At 69.5% G+C, this 19,460-nt stretch carries 18 protein-coding genes; 4 read left to right on the forward strand and 14 right to left on the reverse strand.

Going from position 1 to position 19,460, the window contains the following annotated elements; all coding sequences use genetic code 11:
* Window position 1: 1 nt before the first annotated feature.
* The 5 genes from kdpB to OG257_RS34285 all read right to left on the reverse strand — a co-directional run bounded on the left by kdpB (window position 2) and on the right by OG257_RS34285 (window position 6,184).
* Window positions 2–2,110: a potassium-transporting ATPase subunit KdpB gene (gene kdpB, locus OG257_RS34265; RefSeq protein WP_329213839.1), complete on the reverse strand. Its 2,109-nt coding sequence runs from the start codon at window positions 2,108–2,110 to the stop codon at window positions 2–4.
* Window positions 2,107–3,771, reverse strand: a complete 1,665-nt coding sequence (kdpA, locus tag OG257_RS34270) for a potassium-transporting ATPase subunit KdpA (protein ID WP_329213841.1) — start codon at window positions 3,769–3,771, stop codon at window positions 2,107–2,109. The genes kdpB and kdpA overlap by 4 nt, the downstream gene beginning before the upstream one ends.
* A gap of 8 nt (window positions 3,772–3,779) precedes the next feature.
* Window positions 3,780–3,869 (reverse strand): K(+)-transporting ATPase subunit F, encoded by a 90-nt coding sequence (gene kdpF / locus OG257_RS34275; protein WP_010058599.1) that lies wholly within the window; start codon window positions 3,867–3,869, stop codon window positions 3,780–3,782.
* A 606-nt stretch (window positions 3,870–4,475) separates the two neighbouring features.
* Window positions 4,476–5,810 (reverse strand): diaminopimelate decarboxylase, encoded by a 1,335-nt coding sequence (gene lysA / locus OG257_RS34280; RefSeq protein ID WP_329213845.1) that lies wholly within the window; start codon window positions 5,808–5,810, stop codon window positions 4,476–4,478.
* Window positions 5,811–5,848: 38 nt separating this feature from the next.
* Entirely contained in the window at window positions 5,849–6,184 is a 336-nt protein-coding gene (locus OG257_RS34285; RefSeq protein WP_329213847.1) for an SAV_915 family protein, read from the reverse strand.
* Window positions 6,185–6,380: 196 nt separating this feature from the next.
* Here OG257_RS34285 and OG257_RS34290 point away from each other — a divergent pair, with 196 nt between their 5' ends.
* Window positions 6,381–6,893 (forward strand): universal stress protein, encoded by a 513-nt coding sequence (locus OG257_RS34290; protein ID WP_329213849.1) that lies wholly within the window; start codon window positions 6,381–6,383, stop codon window positions 6,891–6,893.
* Between the two features lie 207 nt (window positions 6,894–7,100).
* On the opposite strand, the gene OG257_RS34295 is transcribed toward OG257_RS34290, so the two are convergent.
* On the reverse strand, window positions 7,101–7,997 hold the full coding sequence (locus OG257_RS34295) for a LysR family transcriptional regulator (protein ID WP_329213851.1): 897 nt from the start codon (window positions 7,995–7,997) through the stop codon (window positions 7,101–7,103).
* Between the two features lie 97 nt (window positions 7,998–8,094).
* Here OG257_RS34295 and OG257_RS34300 point away from each other — a divergent pair, with 97 nt between their 5' ends.
* Entirely contained in the window at window positions 8,095–8,460 is a 366-nt protein-coding gene (locus tag OG257_RS34300; RefSeq protein WP_329213853.1) for a YybH family protein, read from the forward strand.
* A 68-nt stretch (window positions 8,461–8,528) separates the two neighbouring features.
* On the opposite strand, the gene OG257_RS34305 is transcribed toward OG257_RS34300, so the two are convergent.
* The 5 genes from OG257_RS34305 to OG257_RS34325 all read right to left on the reverse strand — a co-directional run bounded on the left by OG257_RS34305 (window position 8,529) and on the right by OG257_RS34325 (window position 11,631).
* Window positions 8,529–9,320: an ABC transporter permease gene (locus OG257_RS34305; protein WP_329213855.1), complete on the reverse strand. Its 792-nt coding sequence runs from the start codon at window positions 9,318–9,320 to the stop codon at window positions 8,529–8,531.
* Complete coding sequence (locus tag OG257_RS34310; RefSeq protein WP_329215496.1) at window positions 9,317–10,303, reverse strand: ATP-binding cassette domain-containing protein; 987 nt, start codon at window positions 10,301–10,303, stop codon at window positions 9,317–9,319. Before OG257_RS34310 ends, OG257_RS34305 begins: the two co-directional genes overlap by 4 nt.
* A gap of 320 nt (window positions 10,304–10,623) precedes the next feature.
* Window positions 10,624–10,950: a DUF1048 domain-containing protein gene (locus tag OG257_RS34315; RefSeq protein ID WP_329213857.1), complete on the reverse strand. Its 327-nt coding sequence runs from the start codon at window positions 10,948–10,950 to the stop codon at window positions 10,624–10,626.
* Between the two features lies 1 nt (window position 10,951).
* Window positions 10,952–11,308 (reverse strand): DUF1048 domain-containing protein, encoded by a 357-nt coding sequence (locus OG257_RS34320; RefSeq protein WP_329213859.1) that lies wholly within the window; start codon window positions 11,306–11,308, stop codon window positions 10,952–10,954.
* On the reverse strand, window positions 11,305–11,631 hold the full coding sequence (locus OG257_RS34325) for a PadR family transcriptional regulator (RefSeq protein WP_329213861.1): 327 nt from the start codon (window positions 11,629–11,631) through the stop codon (window positions 11,305–11,307). The genes OG257_RS34320 and OG257_RS34325 overlap by 4 nt, the downstream gene beginning before the upstream one ends.
* Before the next feature lie 244 nt (window positions 11,632–11,875).
* Between OG257_RS34325 and OG257_RS34330 the strand changes: the two genes are divergently transcribed.
* Entirely contained in the window at window positions 11,876–13,678 is a 1,803-nt protein-coding gene (locus OG257_RS34330) for a cholesterol oxidase substrate-binding domain-containing protein (RefSeq protein WP_329213863.1), read from the forward strand.
* 67 nt (window positions 13,679–13,745) lie between these two features.
* Here OG257_RS34330 and OG257_RS34335 read toward each other — a convergent pair whose 3' ends face one another.
* Together OG257_RS34335 and OG257_RS34340 are read right to left on the reverse strand one after the other, a co-directional pair.
* Entirely contained in the window at window positions 13,746–15,242 is a 1,497-nt protein-coding gene (locus OG257_RS34335) for a PepSY-associated TM helix domain-containing protein (protein ID WP_329213865.1), read from the reverse strand.
* Between the two features lie 172 nt (window positions 15,243–15,414).
* The gene (locus OG257_RS34340) at window positions 15,415–16,017 is read right to left on the reverse strand and encodes a hypothetical protein (protein WP_329213867.1); all 603 of its coding nucleotides are present in this window, start codon (window positions 16,015–16,017) and stop codon (window positions 15,415–15,417) included.
* 112 nt (window positions 16,018–16,129) lie between these two features.
* On the opposite strand from OG257_RS34340, the gene OG257_RS34345 reads away from it, so the two are divergent.
* On the forward strand, window positions 16,130–16,909 hold the full coding sequence (locus OG257_RS34345; RefSeq protein ID WP_329213869.1) for a class I SAM-dependent methyltransferase: 780 nt from the start codon (window positions 16,130–16,132) through the stop codon (window positions 16,907–16,909).
* 83 nt (window positions 16,910–16,992) lie between these two features.
* On the opposite strand, the gene OG257_RS34350 is transcribed toward OG257_RS34345, so the two are convergent.
* Window positions 16,993–19,086 carry a SpoIIE family protein phosphatase gene (locus OG257_RS34350; protein ID WP_329213871.1) on the reverse strand — a complete coding sequence of 698 codons (2,094 nt, stop codon included), beginning with the start codon at window positions 19,084–19,086 and terminating at the stop codon, window positions 16,993–16,995.
* Between the last annotated feature and the right edge of the window lie 374 nt (window positions 19,087–19,460).

The raw sequence follows: 19,460 nt of genomic DNA on the forward strand, positions 1-19,460 counted from the left end.
ATCAGCCGATTCCGGGGATGAGGGAGATGAGCAGGTCGATGATCTTGATGCCGATGAACGGGGCGACCAGGCCGCCGAGGCCGTAGATGCCGAGGTTGCGGCGCAGCATCCGGTCAGCACTGGCGGGCCGGTAGCGCACTCCCTTGAGGGCCAGCGGTACCAGGGCGACGATGATCAGAGCGTTGAAGATGACCGCGGACAGGATCGCCGACTCCGGCGAGGCCAGGCCCATGACGTTCAGCTTGTCCAGCGACGGGTACGCCACGGCGAACATGGCGGGGATGATCGCGAAGTACTTCGCGACGTCGTTGGCGATGGAGAACGTGGTGAGGGCGCCGCGGGTGATGAGGAGCTGTTTGCCGATCCCGACGATCTCGATGAGCTTGGTGGGGTTCGAGTCCAGGTCCACCATGTTCCCGGCCTCCTTGGCGGCCGAGGTACCGGTGTTCATCGCGACACCGACGTCCGCCTGGGCGAGGGCCGGGGCGTCGTTGGTGCCGTCACCCGTCATGGCGACGAGCTTGCCGCCGGCCTGCTCCCGCTTGATGAGGGCCATCTTGTCCTCGGGCGTCGCCTCGGCCAGGAAGTCGTCGACCCCCGCCTCCTCGGCGATCGCCTTCGCGGTCAGCGGGTTGTCGCCGGTGATCATGACCGTACGGATGCCCATGCGGCGCAGTTCGTCGAACCGCTCGCGCATGCCCTCCTTCACCACGTCCTTGAGATGGATGACTCCGAGGATCAGCGGACCATGAGCGTCTTCCACAGCCACCAGCAGCGGCGTGCCACCGGCCTGGGAGATCCCGTCCGTGAGTACTTGTGCGTCCTCGGCGACAACCCCGCCCCGCTCCTTCACCCAGGCGACGACGGAGCCGGTCGCCCCCTTGCGGACCTTGCGCCCCTCCAGGTCGACGCCCGACATGCGGGTCTGCGCGGTGAACGCGACCCATTCGGCATCGGCCAGCTCGCCCTGGTCCCGTTCCCGCAGCCCGTACGTCTCCTTGGCCAGGACGACGATCGACCGGCCTTCGGGGGTCTCGTCGGCGAGCGAGGACAGCTGCGCGGCATCCGCGAGTTCACCCTCCGTCACGCCTTCGACCGCCAGGAATTCGGCCGCCTGCCGGTTGCCCAGGGTGATGGTCCCCGTCTTGTCGAGGAGCAGGGTCGACACGTCGCCCGCCGCTTCCACAGCGCGCCCCGACATGGCCAGGACGTTGCGCTGGACCAGGCGGTCCATACCGGCGATGCCGATCGCGGAGAGCAGCGCGCCGATGGTGGTCGGGATCAGGCAGACCAGGAGCGCGGCGAGCACGATCATCGAGGTCTGGTCGTCGGCGCCCGCGTAGATGGCGAACGGCTTCAAAGTGACCACGGCCAGCAGGAAGACGATGGTGAGGGACGCCAGAAGGATGTTCAGGGCGATCTCATTGGGGGTCTTCTGCCGGGCCGCGCCCTCCACCAGGCTGATCATCCGGTCGATGAATGTCTCGCCCGGCTTCGTCGTGATCCTGATGACGATGCGGTCGGACAGCACCTTCGTACCGCCGGTCACCGCGCTGCGGTCGCCGCCCGATTCACGGATGACCGGGGCCGATTCTCCGGTGATCGCGGATTCATCGACGGAGGCGACACCTTCCACGACATCGCCGTCACCGGGAACGGTGTCGCCGGCCTCGCAGACCACCAGGTCCCCGATGCGCAGCTCCGTCCCTGCGACCCGCTCCTCGTCGGAACCGACCACTCGGCGGGCGACGGTTCCGGTCTTGGCCTTGCGCAAGGTGTCGGCCTGGGCCTTGCCCCGGCCCTCGGCGACCGCTTCCGCGAGGTTCGCGAAGACGGTGGTCAGCCAGAGCCAGCCGGCGATGGCCCAGCCGAACCAGTCGGTCGGGTCCAGCACCGCGAGCACGGTGGTGACCACCGAGCCGACCAGGACGACGAACATGATGGGCGACTTGATCATCACGCGCGGGTCGAGCTTGCGAACCGCGTCCGGGAAGGACTTCAGCAGTTGCTTCGGGTCGAAGAGGCCGCTGCCGACGCGGTCGGTGACCGCATGGTTGCCGGAGGGCGGCGGGTCTCCGTGCGGAGCGTGAGTGGGGATGACGGTGCTCATGAGGCGAGCCCTTCGGCGAGCGGACCCAGCGCAAGGGCGGGGAAGTAGGTCAGACCGGTGATGATCAGGATGGTGCCGACGAGAAGACCCGCGTAGAGGGGTTTGTCGGTGCGCAGTGTGCCCGCGGTCTCGGGCACCGGCTTCTGTTCGGCCAGCGACCCTGCGAGGGCCAGGACGAAGACGATCGGGAGGAAGCGGCCGAGCAGCATCGCGATGCCGATGGTGCTGTTGAACCACTGGGTGTCCGCGTTCAGTCCTGCGAAGGCTGAGCCGTTGTTGTTCGCCCCGGAGGTGTAGGCGTACAGGATCTCGGAGAAGCCGTGCGCGCCGGAGTTCGTCATCGAGTTGCCCGGAGTGGGCAGAGCCATCGCCACGGCGGTGAAACCGAGCACGAGTGCCGGGGTGATGAGGATGTAGCAGGCCGCGAGCTTGATCTGGCGCGTGCCGATCTTCTTGCCCAGGTACTCCGGGGTCCGCCCGACCATGAGCCCCGCGATGAACACCGCGATGACCGCCATGATCAGCATGCCGTACAGGCCGGATCCGACACCACCGGGTGCGATCTCGCCCAACTGCATGCCCAGCATCGTGATGCCACCGCCGAAGCCGGTGTACGAGGAGTGGAACGAGTTCACGGCACCGGTCGAGGTCAGCGTGGTGGCGACCGCGAAGATCGACGAGCCGGCGATCCCGAAGCGGGTCTCCTTGCCCTCCATCGCCCCGCCCGCGATGTCGAACGCAGGTCCGTGGTGGGCAAATTCGGTCCACATCATCAGCGCGGTGAAGCCGAGCCAGATGGTGGCCATCGTGCCGAGGATCGCGTACCCCTGCCTGAGCGAGCCGACCATGCGGCCGAAGGTGCGGGTCAGCGCGAACGGGATCAGCAGGATGAGGAAGATCTCGAACAGGTTGGAGAGCGGGTCGGGGTTCTCGAAGGGGTGGGAGGAGTTGGCGTTGAAGTAGCCGCCGCCGTTGGTGCCCAGTTCCTTGATGGCCTCCTGGGACGCGACCGCGCCACCGTTCCACTCCTGCGTGCCGCCCATGAACTGGCCCACCTCGTGGATGCCGGAGAAGTTCTGGATGGCACCGCAGGCGACCAGGACGAGCGCACCGATCACCGAGATCGGCACCAGGATGCGGACGGTGCCGCGCACCAGGTCGGCCCAGAAGTTGCCGAGCTCACCCGTACGTGCCCGTGCGAAGCCCCGGACGAGTGCCACCGCGACGGCCATGCCGACGGCGGCGGAGAGGAAGTTCTGCACCGCGAGGCCGCCGGTCTGCACGACGTGGCCCATGGCCTGCTCGCCGTAGTACGACTGCCAGTTGGTGTTGGCCACGAACGAAGCGGCCGTGTTGAACGCCTGGTCCGGGTCGATGGAGGAGAAGCCGAGCGAGCCGGGCAGCGAGCTCTGTACCCGTTGCATGAGGTACAGGAAGAGAACACTCACCGCCGAGAAGGCGAGCACGCCCCGCAGGTAGGCGGGCCACCTCATTTCGGCGGCAGGGTTGGCGCCGATGGCCTTGTATATCCACTTCTCCGGCCTGTAGTGCTTCTCGGAGGAGTAGACCCTGGCCATGTAGTCGCCCAGCGGACGGTACGCGAGCGCGAGGGCGGCGATCAGGGCGAGCAGCTGGAGCACACCAGCGGTCTGGGGACTCATGGCGGCGCTCAGAACCTCTCCGGGTAAAGAAGGGCGAGCACGAGGTAGCCCAGCAGGGAGACGGCCACGACGAGGCCGACGATGTTCTCGGCGGTCACAGCTTGGTCACCCCCCGGGCGATGAGAGCCACCAGCGCGAACACCGCGACTGTGGTGACGACGAAGGCCAGGTCGGCCATCGTGAGCTCCTGATTGACGTGAGGAATGGAATCGGCCGTGCGGCCAAGATGAGGAAACCTCGGCTCAAGACCGGTGATAAGCCGCCTTGACGGGGTCCATACGAGGACGGGGGCTCCCTTGACGCCAACCTGATGCGGTCGACCCCACCGGCTACGGAGCGTTGTCCTCCGTTGCGCGGCGGGAAACCGGCTGTGCTCCGGGTCGTACCAGAACCCCGACCGCGGAAAGCAGCCACGTCAGGTGGCCGGCCGCGCTCTCGGACCGCATCGATGCCGACAGCACCGGTCCGAACCCGTCCCACTTGATCAAGGCCGCCACCAGACGGCCGAGCGGGTGCGGGCCGATGACCGGCCGCACGACGTTCCGCGTCCATCAGGGCTCCACCAGGGGCGTTCCGCTCGATCGCCTCGGCGCGGACCCACGTCGCGCCTGCCCTGGGTCAGGGGGAGCTGCTCCCCCCCGACCACCGCGGTCATCTCCGTGTCGAGCCCCCTACGGCTCGGCGGGCCGCGCGAACCCTCGCGATCAGGCGCCGATATCGCGCCGTCGGAAGTCTTCCTGGGTCTCGCGTCGTACCAGCAGGCGCGCCGAACCGTCGTGCACCGCGACGACCGGAGGCCGGCCGACCAGGTTGTAGGCGGAAGCCATGGACAGCTGGTACGCGCCGGACACCGGCACCGCGAGCAGATCGCCGGGGCGGACGTCGCCGGGCAGCAGGACATCGGCCGCGAGGACGTCGCCCGCCTCGCAGTGCCGGCCCACGACCGTGGCCGCGACCGGCTCGGCAGTCGAGGAGCGGCCGATCAGGCGTGGCGCGTAGCGTGCCCCGTACAGTGCCGGCCGGGGGTTGTCGCTCATGCCGCCGTCGACGGCAACGAACACCGCCGACCCGGTGTGCTTGACGGCAAGTACGCGGTACAGCGCCACTCCGGCCGGGGCCGCGATCGCCCGCCCGGGTTCGATGGCGAGTCTGGGCACGGGCAGGCCCGCTGCCGCGCAGCTCGAGGAGAGCTCCCTGCTCAGGCGGCGTGCGAGCGAGGTCAGGTCCAGGGCGGTTTCCCCCGGCCGGTAGGCCACGCCGTGCCCGCCGCCCATGTCGAGTTCCGGGAACGTCACGCCATGGCTTTCCTTGACCCGGGCCATCAGCCCGACCATCCGGCGCACGGCCACCAGGTAGGGCCTGACGTCGGTGATCTGGGAGCCTATGTGGCAGTGCAGGCCGCTGAGTTCGAGTTGCGGCTGGCCGAGGACCCGGGCGACGGCGTGCTGGGCGGACCCGTCGGTGAGGGAGAGGCCGAACTTCTGCCCGTCCGTACCGGTACGGATCTTCTCGTGCCCGCCGGCGGAGACCCCCGGCACCACCCGCACCATGACCTTCTGCCGACCGTCGGAGCCGACCAGCGCGGCGATTCGAGCGATCTCCGAGGGGCTGTCGAGGATGATCCGCCCGACCCCGAGCCGCAGCGCGGTCTCGATGTCGCGCGGGCTCTTCGCGTTTCCGTGCAGCACCATCCGCTCCGCCGGAAACCCGGCCAGGACGGCGAGTTCGAGTTCACCGGCGGAGCAGACGTCGAGCCCCAGACCCTCCTCGTCGATCCACCGAACCATCGCCCGGGACAAGAACGCCTTGGCGGCGTACAGCACATCGGCGTCGGGGAAGGTGGCCCGGTACGTCCGGCACCGTGCCCGCACCTCGTCCTCGTCCAACACATACGTGGGGGTGTCGAACCGGTCGGCCATATCGGCGAGCGAGACCCCGCCGACACTCAGATCTCCGTCCGGGAGACGGGCGGTGGAGGCCGGCCACACGGACAGGTCGTCCAGTCCGGTCGGGAGCTCGGTGAGAACGGGAGCGGACATGGTGGCATCTCCTCGGGAGACGGGTATCGAAACGTGGGTCACAGTGCGCGGACGGGCTCGTCGGCTGCGCGTACCGGCTCCGCCGTGACAGCAGGAGCCGAAAGGACGGGGTCGAGGATGAGCCGTTCGATGCCGAGAGGAGCAGCGAGCGAGCGAAGTGCGGGCTCGGAGAGCCTGATCGAGGACTGACCGGCTCCGAGGGTCGCGGTCAGCAGGTCCTGGCGGGTGAAGCCGACCGCGGTCCGCTCCCCCAGGGGAGTGCGGAACATCCGCAGCGCGGGCCCCGCTGTTCCGGGCCGGACGGGCACGAACAGGAGCCCGGCCGGGGCCTGTTCTTCGGGGTCGGGGTCATCGTCGTACTGGAAGAGGCACATGGTTTTCTCCGAAGGATCTGCGCGAGGCTGTTGCCCGGCGCGTGACGTCGAAGCTATGCCCGCCCCCGTCCGCAGTGGTCCATCACCTGACGCAACTTTGACGGCTGTCGTCCGGTTCATACGGATCACTGACGCCCGGAGCCCTCGTACCGCCCTTCAATGGAACTCCGGGACAGGACGAACAGGAGGACATGCGGTGCGACGGAGGATTGTGGTCGGTGTGAGCGGTTCCCTGGGGAGCCTCGCGGCCCTGCACCGGGCCACCGCCGAGGCCCAGGAGCGCAACGCGGAACTGTGCGCGGTCCTGGCCTGGCAGCTGCCCGGCGGAGGGCTGGGCAGCCGTGCCACGTACGGCGCCGCTGTGCTGAGGGAGTGCCGGGAAGCGGCCGTGGAAGACCTGCGCACGGTTCTGGACGCAGCGTTCGCCGCCGGAAGGCCGGGAGTCACACTGACCGGGTTGACCGTGCGCGGCGAGCCCGGGGCGGTACTCGTCGATGCCGTCCGGTCCGCCGACGACCTCTTGGTCGTCGGCACGGGCCCACGCGGCAGGTGGCTCCCAGGGCTACGGGCGCCGGTGGCCCGGCATTGCCTGGCACATGCACCGTGCCCCGTGCTCGCGGTTCCCCCGAACCCGCTCGAAGCCGAACTCGCATCGGTACGTCGCAGGACATGGTCCGTGCCGTACATAACGCGGGAACCAGGGCGATGAACGGATCACGGCGGCTCACCCGCGCCGAGAAGCAGATGCGGGGCGGTGATCAACGACGAGGAAGTCCGAGGACGACGGCGAGGCCCGGACGGCGCCCCTGTCGGCGGAGGTCCTGGACCGCATCCTCCCCGGAACGGCAGAGTGATCGCCACTTCGGGCGGCTGGGGGACGGCCCCGTGGGTTCGTAGGGAAGCCGCTGGCCAACCCCTACCGGTGCAGCCCGAGAAGGTCCGTGAATGCTTGTCGGCTGTGCACGAGCAGTTCGCGTACCGAGGGGTTGTGTGCGCTCTTCCAGATCAGGGCGAGCAATGCCGGTGTGTCGACGTCGTCGATGGTGCGGGCGGTGAGCCGGTCGCGGTAGCTCGCGGCCATCGAGTTGCTGAGGACGGCGACGCCGAGACCGCGGGCGGCGAGGCCGGCGATGGCATCCGCAGCGCTGGCTTGCAGGGCGATCGACGGTTGGAGGCTCTGTGCGGCGCAAGCCTGGTCGAAAACTGTGCGCAGGCCGGTGCCCGGTGGCATGCACACGATGGGGTGGGCAATCAGGTCGCGCAGAGTGACCCGCCGCTGTTTCGCCAAGGGGTGCCCGGCCGGGACCGCCGCGACGAGCCGTTCGCTGATGATTGTCAGCGCCTCCAGCCCGTCGGGGGTGGCTGTTGCGGCCCCGATGAGTGCCAGGTCGACGGCGCCGGTGCGCACCCCGTCGGCGAGCCGGTCGGAGCTGTCCTCCAGCAGCGAGATCTCCACACCGGGGTGCGCCTCGTGGAATGCGGCGAGAGCGTCGAACAACGGGGTGACGGTGCAGCCGATGACCATTCCGACGGTGAGGCGACCCCGGATCAGCTCGGTCACCTCGCCCACTGCCTGGCCGACTGCCCCAGCCGCGGCGAGTGCGGCACGGGCGTGTCCGAGCGCGGCCTCCCCTGCGACGGTGAGCGTGACGGTTCGGGCCGAACGGTCGAACAGCTCGGCACCGAGTTCCCGTTCGAGCTGGCGGATCTGGGCACTGATGCCCGACTGACTGATGTGCACACGCTCGGCCGCACGGGTGAAGTTCCGCTCCTCGGCGACTGCGACGAGGTATTCCAGCTGCCTCAGCTCCATGACCACAGATTCTAGTTTGCAGAAGATCCATCTGTTGGACTTCTGGTCAGCGGGCGACCAGGCTGAGAAACGCCGGAGCCTTACATAGGAGGAACCCATGCAGGAGTACGAGAAGGCCATGCGGCCCGAGGACATCACCCGCTTGTTCGTCGAGCGGTCCAACGCCGGTGACGCGGCCGGGGTCGCCGCGCTCTACGAAAAGGATGCGGTGATGGCCTACCCGCCCGGCGAGCTGACGGTGGGGCGGGATGCGATCCGCGCGCTGTGGGAGAAGGTGCTGGCCAACGGTCCCCGCTTCGAGCTGGAACAGCCACTTCCGACGTTGATCAGCGGCGACATCGCCCTCACCTCGACCCCGCCGAAGGACGGTGCCGGCGCGCGGGCGCAGGTCGTCAGGCTCCAGTCCGACGGAAGTTGGCTGCGCCTGCTCGACCAGCCCGAGTTCGTCCCACCCACCCGCTGACCCCCTCGCCCTCGCAAGTTCGAGAGGGCAGATGCCGTTGAGGGGGCGCCGACTGCCGCGTGCGTCAGCTACTTCGGGTCGCGGTTGAACTGCGTCGTCGACCAGCGGAATCCGAGGGCGATCAGGGCGACGCACCAGGCGATCGCGATCCAGCCGTTGTTGCCGATCTCCGTGCCGAGGAGAAGGCCGCGGAGGGTTTCGATGGCTGGGGTGAACGGCTGGTACTCGGCGATGGGCCGGAACCAGCCGGGCATGGTGTCAGCAGGGATGAAGGCGCTGGAGACGAGGGGGAGGAGGATCAGCGGCATGGCCATGTTGCTGGCCGCCTCGGGGTTGGGGCTCGCCAGGCCCATGCCGACCGCGATCCAGGTCAGTGCAAGGGCGAAGAGCACGACGAGCCCGAATGCCGCCAGCCACTCCAGGGCGGTCGCGTCCGTGGAGCGGAAGCCGATGGCCACGCCGACGGCGCCGACGAGGACCACACTCATGACGGATTGCAGCACGCTGCCGACGACGTGCCCGATGAGTACCGAGGGGCGGTAGACCGCCATCGTGCGGAAGCGGGCGATGAGGCCTTCGGTCATATCCATGGAGACGTACACCGCGGCTCCGATCACGGTGCTGCCGATAGTCATGAGCAGCAGGCCCGGCACGATGTAGGCGACGTAGTCGGAGCGGTCCGCGCCGCCTCCACCGATGCCCGCGCTCATCACGTCGCCGAAGATGTAGACGAAGAGCAGCAGCATCATGATCGGCGTGAGCAGCAGGTTCAGGGTCCCTGACGGGTAGCGCCGGGCGTGCAGCAGGTTGCGGCGCAGCATCGTGTTCGAGTCGCGTACGGCGAGGGAGAGGGCGCTCATCGTACGGTCTCCTTGGGCTGGTCGGGTACGTCGGTGCCGCTGGTCAGGGCGAAGAACACGTCGTCGAGGTCGGGGGTATGGACGGTCAGCTCGTCCGCCTCGATGCCGGCGGAGTCGAGCCGGTCGAGGATGGAGCGCAGTTCGCGTTGGCTGCCGTCGCCGGGGATGGACAGCGACAGCGCCTCGTCGTCCCTGGTGACCTCGCGCAGGGCGTCAGCGGCGGACCGGTACGCGACCGGGTCGGTGAAGCGGAGCCGGACGTGCCCGCCCGGGACGAGTCGCTTGAGCTCCTCGGCGGTGCCCTCGGCCGCGATCCTGCCGTCGTTGAGCACGGCGATGCGGTCGGCGAGTTCGTCGGCCTCCTCCAGGTACTGGGTGGTGAGGAGGACGGTGACGCCGTCCGTGACGAGGCCGCGGATGATGCCCCACATGTTGTGGCGGGAGCGCGGGTCGAGCCCTGTCGTCGGCTCGTCGAGGAAGATGATCCGCGGGCTTCCGACCAGCGTCATCGCCAGGTCGAGGCGGCGCTTCATGCCGCCGGAATAGGTCGAGGCGGGCTTCCTGGCGGCCTCCGTCAGGTCGAAGCGCTCCAGGAGTTCGACGGCGACCCGCCGCCCCTCGCTCCTGGGCAGGTGGTGCAGGTCCGCCATGAGGAGCATGTTCTCCTCACCGGTGATCAGCCCGTCGACGGCGGAGAACTGCCCGGTGACGCCGATCGCGGCACGTACCGCCTGCGGGCCGGCGGCCAAGTCGTGGCCACCGACGTGCAGTTCACCGGCGTCCGCGGTGATGAGAGTGGAGAGGATCTTCACGGCGGTGGTCTTGCCGGCGCCGTTCGGGCCGAGCAGCGCGAACACGGAGCCGGCCGGGATGTGCAGATCGATGCCGTCGAGGACGAGCTTGTCGCCGTACGACTTGCGTAGCCCGACTGCGGAGACGGCGATCGGCGACGGGTGACCGTCCCGGTGCCTGGATGTGGGCATGACAGATAGAGGCATGGTGACTTCCTTATGAAGGCTGAGACGCTGGGGGAGTGGCAGCTGTTTCGCAACCCGGATCGGGGGGCTGACCGTGACTGGACGTCAGTCGTGTTGTTTTGGGGAATGGTGTCGAGCGGCCCGCCGCCGGAGACCTGCTTGCCGGGGGCGTCGGCAGGGCAGGGCCGGATCTCGTCGGCCTGCTCGACCACCTCGGCGGACAGGTCTCCGGCGGCGGGTCTGCTTGCGCATGTTCGCGCTGCGCCGAGGCGGGCGAACCGCGCGTGCGCGTGTGCTGCGCCCACCGGCATGGGCGAAGGGGTGTGCTACTTCTCGGCCGTGCCGGGTTCCCCGCCGATGGACTCCTGGTAGACGTCCGCGTAGGTGCGTGAGTCCTTGACCAAGTCGTCACAGAACGCGGCGACATCGGTGCCGACGACCTGCAGGACTCCCTTGCCCGCGGCGGCGCCCTCCTCGAAGAAGTCGACGATCCCGGGGAGCAGGGGACCGTCGGGCAGGTCGATCGGTCCGACCTTGAACAGGTACCTCTGCATCTCCTTGTAGACGATCTGGTAGTCCGGCGGGAGCGCCTTGACCCGAGCCATGTGCGCCCGCCACTGCTTCTTGCCCTCGATGATGTCCTGGATGCTCACGTCAGCCTCCCAGCCGGCTCAGTTTCCTCGCGACGTTCCTGTTCAACTGCTCGCGCCATCGGTCGCGATAGGTCCGAGACCCTTCTCCGCCGGCCAGCGCCGTGCAGAAGCCTCGGATGTCGTCGCCGAGTACCTCGTGGACGCTCTGCCCGTCGGCCGCTGTCTCTTCGAGCAGAGCCAGGGCGGCGTCGAGGATCGGCATCAGGTTGCGGCCGGTGAAGTCCCCGTGGGGGAAGAGGTGGACCTTGATCTGTTCCCAGGCCGCCCGGTAGTCGTCCGGCAGGGCCTCGGCCCGGGCTTCGAACGCCTTCCATTCCCTGGTGAGATCGCTGCCTGTGATGGTCTCCCAGAAGTTCATCTTCCGCCCTCCTTGAGCTTGTCGATGCGTGATGAGACGTACTGCCATTTCGCCCAGAACTTCGCGAGTTCCTCGCGTCCGGCGTCGTTGAGTGCGTAGAACTTGCGCGGCGGACCGACCCCGGAAGGCCGTTTCGTCACCTGGACGAGTCCGTTCCTCTCCAGCCGCAGCAGGATGGTGTACACCGTGCCCTCGATGACATCGGCGAAGCCGAGCTCGTTCAACTGACGGGTGATGGCGTACCCGTAGGTTTCCTCGCTGCCGATGATTTCGAGCACGCACCCTTCGAGCGTGCCCTTCAGCATCTCCGTCAGGTCGTCCATTGCGAATCCTCCTCAGCGCTCTCGGTACTGCGTGCTACCGAGTACTGCTATACCGTATCACCGAGTAGTGGAGGGTGTCAGCGATCGATGGGCGCGGACTTTCGGTAACTGCACTGGAAGGGCCGAGCAGCCGCGAACTGTTCGCAGGCGGTTCGACCGCCTGTTGTTCGACCTTTCGGAGCGGGTTCTCGGCAGTTTTGGCATGGAGCGTCGGTGACGTACTGGAAGCCCTTACATTCAGTTCATGTCTGATCACTCGGAGTCCTCCTCGCGTCCTGTCGCCTCCTCCCGTCCCTCCGAGCCCTCCGGCCTCTCCCGCCGTGGTGTTCTGCGGGCCGCGGCGGCTGCCGGAGCGTTGGGTATCCCGCTCGGCGCCGCCATAGCCGGGGCCTCCCCGGCCGCGGCGGCGCCGGTCATCGTTCCGACGGCCGCACCGGAACTGCCCGCCGGTCTCGTGCCTTACCTCTCCCCCTACATCAACTGGGCCGGCGAGATCACCCACGGCGGGCTGTGGGCGTGCGCTCCACGCACCGGGCAGGACCTCGCCGATCTCGCCAACTGGGCCCATGCCAACGGCTGGCGGCTGCGTGCCCGGGGCAAGGCGCACAACTGGTCGCCCCTGACCATCACCTCGTCCACCGAGCGCGACGCGCAGGTCCTCCTGCTGGACACCACCGCGCATCTCACGCACATGGAACTCACGACCCCGCCCGCCGGCGCCCCCGGCGCGGTGCGTGCGCAGGCCGGAGTGACCCTCGAAACGCTGATGGCCTTCCTCGCCGACCACGGACTGGGCGTCACCAACACACCCGCACCGGGGGAGTTGACCCTTGGCGGCACGCTGGCCATCGACGCCCACGGCACCAGTGTCCCCGCGGACGGCGAGTCCGCCCGCCCCGGCCACACCTACGGCAGCCTCAGCAACCTCGTCCTGTCCCTCACCGCCGTCGTCTGGGACTCGGACCGAGGTTCCTACGCTGTGAAGACCTTCCACCGGGGAACCGACGAGGAATGCGAGGCGCTGGCCACCCACCTCGGGCGCGGCCTCATCGTGGAGGCCGAGATCCAGGCGGGCGAGGACGTACCGCTGCGCTGCCGGAGCCGCGTCGACCTCACCGCCGACGAACTGTTCGCCGCCCCGGGCAGCGCCCTCGCCGCCCGGGGAAACACCTTCGCGGACTTCATGGCCGAGTCGGGGCGGGTGGAGACGATCTGGTTCGCCTTCACCGACCGGCCCTGGCTCAAGGTATGGAGCCTCAGCCCTGAGCGCCCGGTCACTTCCAGGCCGGTGCACAGTCCGTACAACTACCCGTTCAGCGACGTCGTCCCGACCCCGGTCGCCCGGCTGGCCGGACTCCTCGTCGGAGGCTCCTGGCATCTCGCGCCGCTGCTCGGCGCCGCGCAGTACACGGTGGCGGCCACCGGACTGACCGCCACCCTCGCGAAGGACCTGTGGGGCCCCTCGCACACCCTCCAGTTCTACTTGCGCCCCACGACACTCCGCGAGACCGCCAACGGGTACGGGATCCTCACCCGCCGCGCCGACGTCCAGCGCGTCGTCTCCGAGTTCGCCGGTTACTACAGGCAAAGGCTGGCGGCCTGGGCCGCGGCGGGCAGATTCCCGATCAACGGGCAGGTGGAGATCAGGGTCAGCGGCCTCGACCAGCCCGATGACTCCGCCGCGCCGGGCGCACGCCCGCCGCTGCTCTCCGTCGTCCGCCCGCACCCGGACCACCCGGAGTACGACTGCGTGGTGTGGGTGGACGTACTGACCCAGCCGACCTCACCCGGAGCCCACGCGTTCTACCGGGAACTGGAACGCTTCCTGATGAGCACGTTCGACGGCGATTACGCGCTCGCGCGCGTCGAGTGGTCCAAAGGCTGGGGCTATACGGATACGGCGGCCTGGGCCGACGAGCAGATCATCGAGTCCGCGGTGCCCGCTTCGTACGGCGCCGGACAGTGGTCCGAAGCCGTCTCCATCCTGGATCGGCTCGATCCGCACCGGGTCTTCGGCAACGGCTTCACGGATCAACTGGTGCGCTGACCCCGGGCCGATGACACCGGGCCCGGAGGGCAGGGGCTGTTGCCCCGTCCTCCGGGCCCTCTGCCCCCTACGCGGCCCGCGCGTGCCGGACCAGTCCTGTCACCACGTCCAGGACGAGGAACGCGGCCAGGGTCACCCCCAGGACCGGCAGAGCCCAGCCGAGAGCGGCGACGGCGGGAATGCCCAGGACGAGCACGGGCAGCGGCAGCCGGCGCCAGGCTCCGCGGGCAGGCGCCGTGCCGAGTACCGCCTTGCGATCGTCGCGGGTCGGGCGGCGCTGCCACCACATGCGGTAGCCCCAGATGGTCACGGCGGTGAGGCCGAGCGCGATCGCGGCCAGCACGATCTGGTTGACGATGCCGAACAGCACGCCCATGTGCCCCTGCACCCCGAGCTTGCTGAGCTTGGCGAGGAGCGGATAGTCCGCCCACCGGCTGTGGGAGGTGACCTCGCCCTTCTCGGTGTCGACAGCGACCTGGTCGTAGTGCACCGGCCAGACGTTGTCGCCCTGGGCCACGACCCACGCGCCCGAACTGTCGGCGGGAGGCGTCACCTCCACCGTGCCGCCCAGCCCGGCGTCCCGGGCCGCGGCCAGGGCCGCGTCGAAGTCGGCCGGATCCGCCGTGGCGGACTCCTCCGCGGCGCCGTGCCCGGCGTGCTCCCCGCCCTCGTCCTTTGCGGGCGGCTGAGCGCCGGGAAGCGTGGTGTCCAACTCGGGAGCATGGCCCCTGGCCGCGTCCAGCAGCTGACCGAACCGATCGCCCGCATAGTGCGACCACGTCAGGCCGGTGGCACTCAGGAAGAACAGGCCGAGTGCCAGCCACACCCCCGTGGCCGCGTGCCAGCTGCGGGTGCGGCGCACGCCCCGGGCCGAACGGTCGGGCAGCAGAACGCCCCGTGCGGACTTGGCCCGCTGTCCACGGCTGCGTCCGAGCCAGAGGACGAGACCGCCCGCGACGATCACCCAGAGCCAGCTCGCGGCGACTTCCGAGTAGACGCGGCCGGTCTCGCCCAGGTGCAGATTGCGGTGGAGGTCGTCGAGCCAGGTGGTGAGCGGCGTCGAGCCGAACCACGTGGTCAGGTCGCCCTGCACCTCGGCGGTGTAGGGATTGACGAACACGGTGCGCTGCTTGTCACCGAGCTCCGGCAGGGACAGCACCACCCGTGTGGTGTCCTCCGGTCCGGGCGGGGTGACGACGGAGGCCAGGCTGCCCTCCGGGTGGGCGGCCCTGGCGGCGGCTATCTGCTCCGCCAGCGGACGCGGCGCCTCGCCGACCGTCTCGACGCGCAACTGGTCGCCGTACACGAGTTGGTCGAGCTGAGGCGTGAAGGTGTAGGCCAGCCCGGTCAGGGCGGCCACCATCAGGAAAGGGGCGACGAATATGCCGGCGAAGAAGTGCAGCCGGACGAGCAGGCCCCGTACGGCCTGCCAGGAGCGGCCGGGCCCGGGCACGTCGGCAGGGGTGGCGGCGGGCTCGGCGACGGCGACCGTTGCGGTCGCTGCAGACGGGGCCTCGGTCCGGCGGCGGTCGTTTTGTGGTGGTTCTTCGGTTCCGAAAGACATGCGTATTCCTCAAGTTGGCGGGTCCGCCGGACGAGCCGGGGACGCCGCGAAGTCGGTGAGGTGTTTCCGCCTGGGGCGACGGTGCGGCGCGATCGCCCCGGCCCGGCTCCGCCCATACGCATGCGTCGCACCGGCGAACAGCCGGTGCGCAGGAACACAGAAGGGGGGACCGTCAGGCCGGGGCCGCCGAGGGAGGACCCCGCCGGGTCCGGGAACGGGCGAGCAGTACCCCGAATCGGGGATGCGCCGACGACAGGGGTACGGGCCGAAGTCGTGGGGTGACCGGGAGGACCGGGGGCTCGCGAAAGGAGAAGGCCGGGACAACCAGGGCGGCCAGCCCCCGCAGGACGCGTTCTCCGTAGATGACGCACAGCGCGGTCCCGACCGTGGCGACCGCATGGGCCGAGGTCATGGTGGAGGACAGAGAGTGCCCGATGCCGCGCTCGGCCATGTCTGCCGGGCCCATCACCATGTGCCGGCCCGTCATCTGATGGGCCGCACGGCCGGCTTCGGGCATCGAGAGACGGTGGAAACCGAGGTGGAGGGCGAACTGTGTTCCGGCCAGCGCCAGCACCGTGACATCGAAGCGGCGCCGGCGGTCACCGAAGAACACCGAGCCGAGCACGGTCAGCGTGGCGAGGATGAGGACCAGCGGACCTGCGCCAGGCAGCCGCCCACCGGCCGAGGCATGGCTGACCACGCCCAGAAACAGGCATGCCGAAGCGCAGAGCAGACCCCTTACGGTCCGCCCGGTCCATCCTCCCGGCTCGCGCACGGATACAACCTATCGAGCATGTACACGGCGGCGCGTGTGTGTCTGTACGGTGCACGGGTCGCCGGGTGGTGGCGCTGTGGCCCACCGCCCGCAGCGTCAATAGGGTGGCCGGATGGATCAGGGCGAACGGCTGCTTCATTCCTCGTCGTTCGGCGCGGCGGCGGCCACGTACGCCGAGCACCGTCCCGACTACGCGCAGGCCGCGGTGCGCTGGGCGCTCGGCCTCGCCCCCGGCCCGCGTGTGCTCGACCTCGGCGCCGGGACAGGCAAGTTGACCGCCACGCTGGTTGCGCTGGGGGCCGAAGTCATTGCGGTCGAGCCCGACCGGGCGATGCTGGGCGAGTTGCGCCGTTCGCTGCCGGCTGTCCGTGCCCTGGCGGGTGGTGCCGAGGCGATACCGCTGCCGGACGCGTCCGTCGACGCGGTGCTGGCAGGCAACGCCATGCACTGGTTCGACATGGCCGTCGCGGGACCCGAGATCGCCAGGGTTCTTGCGCCCGGCGGCTTTCTGGCCGGTCTGTGGAACGTCATGGACGACGGGATCGAGTGGGTTGCCGGGCTCGCGCAGGTCAGCGGGAGCGCGGCCGCAGGTCCGCGGGACACGCCCGCCAACTGGCGCGTCGAGACGGCAGACATGCACCTCCCGAAGACCGGAGTGGCTGCCCGGTTCGGCGCACCGGAACAGGCGGAGTTCCCGCACGGGCAGCGCCGCACCGCCGACTCCCTCGTCGCGACCATCGCGACGCGCGCGGGGGTCCTGGTCATGCCGGAACAGGAACGAGAGGCCGTGCTGGGACGGATCCGCGCATTCCTCGCGGGTCGGCCGGAGACCGCCTGCGGCGAGTTCACCCTCCCGATGCTGACCGGCGTGCTGCGCGTCCGGCGGCTGTGAAGCATCCGGTCGACACCCGAACCTGATGCCGGGTCAATACGCGGCCGCTGGCCGTTGCAACGGCCAGCGGCCGATCGCGCACTCTAACCGTGATCCGGGCTCGCTCCGGCCGGGTGAGGCGATGACCGGCTCACCTGCGCGAGGACGATCACCGTGTCGTCGGTGGGCGCGGACGGCAGCATGCTCGCGAGGATGCTCTCCGCCGTCGCTTCCAGTCCCCCTGCGGCACAGGCGAGTTGGGACCGGAGCGCCTCGATGCCCTCGCCGATGTCCCCACCCGCCTCGACGAGACCGTCGGTGTACAGGGCCAGGGTGGCGCCCTCCTGGAGTTCGATCCCGGTCGTGCGGAACGGGAAGCCGCCGACGCCGAGGGGAACCCCGAGGACGTCGTCGATGATGTCGACCGTGCCGTCGGGCTGCCGGACCAGCGGTGGGGGGTGGCCCGCGTTCGCGATGCGGGCTTCGCCGGTCGTGGGGTCGTAGCGGATGTAGAGGCAGGTCGCCAGCTCGATCCCGGCTTCCTGCGCGCACACGTCGAGTTCTCTGAGAACGGCGTCCGGTTCCAGGTTCTGGCGGGCCAGAGTCTTGGCGGTGATGCGCAGTCTGCCCATCGCCGCGGCCGCCGGTACCCCGTGTCCCACCACGTCACCCACGACGAGCGCCACCTGGCCGCCCGGCAGCTCGATCGCGTCGTACCAGTCGCCTCCGACCTCGCTGATGTGGCTGCCGGGCAGGTACCTGTGTGCGGTCCGTACATACGGGCCGGCCGTGAGGGCGGAGGGGAGCAGGGCGCGCTGGAGTGTGAGCGCGATGTCCTGGACGCGGCTGTAGAGGCGGGCGTTGTCCAGACAGAGCGCGGCGCGGGAGGCGAGCTCGCCGGCCAGGCTGAGGTCCTGCTCGGTGAAGGCGGGGCGGGCGGCGGAGCGGCCGAACATGGCGATGCCCTGCACCGTGCCCCGCGCGATGAGGGGAGCGATGAGCAGGCTGGTCAGGCCGCTGTCGAGAAGCAGTCGGATGCGGGCCTGGTGGATGACGTTGCGCGTCATGAACTCGTCGTTGACCGGGACGCACACGGGGCCGCCGGTGCGGATCATCTCGTGGATCGTGGAGCCCGGCGGGTACGTGACCCTCGCCAGTCCGCTCACGAGCTCGGTGGCGGGAGGGGGCAGGCTGGTTCCGGAGGCGATCCGGCGGGTGTTCAGCGGAGCAGCCGGGTCGAACACCTCACGCTCGTCCGCCCACTCCACGACCTCGATGACCGACGCGTCGGAGAAGTCCGGGACAGCCGCATCGACCAGCTCACGGGCGGTTACGTTCACGTCCAGGGTGGTGCCGATCCGCGTGGAGGCCCGGTCGAGGAGAGCCAGGCGTTGCCGCGCGGCGGTCGCCTCCACGATCGCCCGCTCGCGGTCGGTGACGTCCACGAGCAGGCCGCCCAGTCCTGGCCGCGTGCCTACGGCCTGGCTCAGGGGGAAGAAGCTCACGGAACGTACCTGGTCACGGTCGGGGTGTCCGGGCGTGCGGAAACCGACCAGCGCGCTCACGACAGGCCGGCCCTCGTCGGCGACGGCGCGCAGCAGCCGCCGGTACTCACCGCCGTCCGAGGTGATCATGATGTCGGTCATGGGCCGCCCGATGTGGTCCTGGATCGGGATGCCGTCCATGTCGGCGAGGGCCTGGTTGAGGTGGACGTAACGCAGGTCCTCGTCGAGCATGACGAGGCCGATGGGGCACGTCTCGAAGAGTGCGTCGAGGAAGGCGAGGTTGGTCTTCACCCGGTCGAGTTCATCGCTCCTGCTGGCCAGGCCCACGATGACGGAACGGCCGTGCTCGCCCGTCACGGGAAAGACCCGGAAGCCACAGTCGAACAGGGTTCCGTCCCGGTGCAGGGCCGGCATCCTCGTCCGCCAGTAGCCCAGGGCCCGGCCGCGCTCCGTGAGTCGCTCGGCCGCGCGCGTACCGTCCTGCGGGGGTTCGAGGAAGAGGGCGGCGGCAGGCCTGGACAGGACGTCCGCGGCCGCGTAGCCGAAGAGCTGCTGCGCGCCCGGCCCCCAGTAGCAGATCCGGTCGTGGTCGTCGATGCCCAGCACGGCCACGGACACATGCTCCAGCAGGGTGCCCGGCTCCGACCACAGCGGACCAGGAGCACGTTCTTCCCCCGGCCGGTCGGATGACACCGGGCCCTCTTTTCAGGCGCGCACGGACCGACCGTGTGCACTCAGTCGCTGGTGGACGGGGCTGTCAGGACAATTCTGCCCGCCCCGCGCCGTTCGGACATCACGGCCGTCCAGCAGCACGACGGCCGAACCGCTCGGACAGGAACGGAGATGCGAGGCGAGCCGGCGGCTCTTTGTGCAGCTCAGTGCCGGTTTCGTCGACGCTACAACAGATGCGGCGGTATCGCTGGTTCAGGTGAGGCGCCGGCGGCAGCCGGCCCCGGTCGGCCCTTGATCCCCGCACTTCGGCCTTCGTGAACACGCGCCGCTTCCGGCAGCGAACAGGTGAGAATGTGGACGGACGGACGGTACGAGGAGCAGCAAGAGACCACCGC

The sequence above is a fragment of the Streptomyces sp. NBC_00683 genome (assembly GCF_036226745.1).
Lineage (GTDB): Bacteria > Actinomycetota > Actinomycetes > Streptomycetales > Streptomycetaceae > Streptomyces.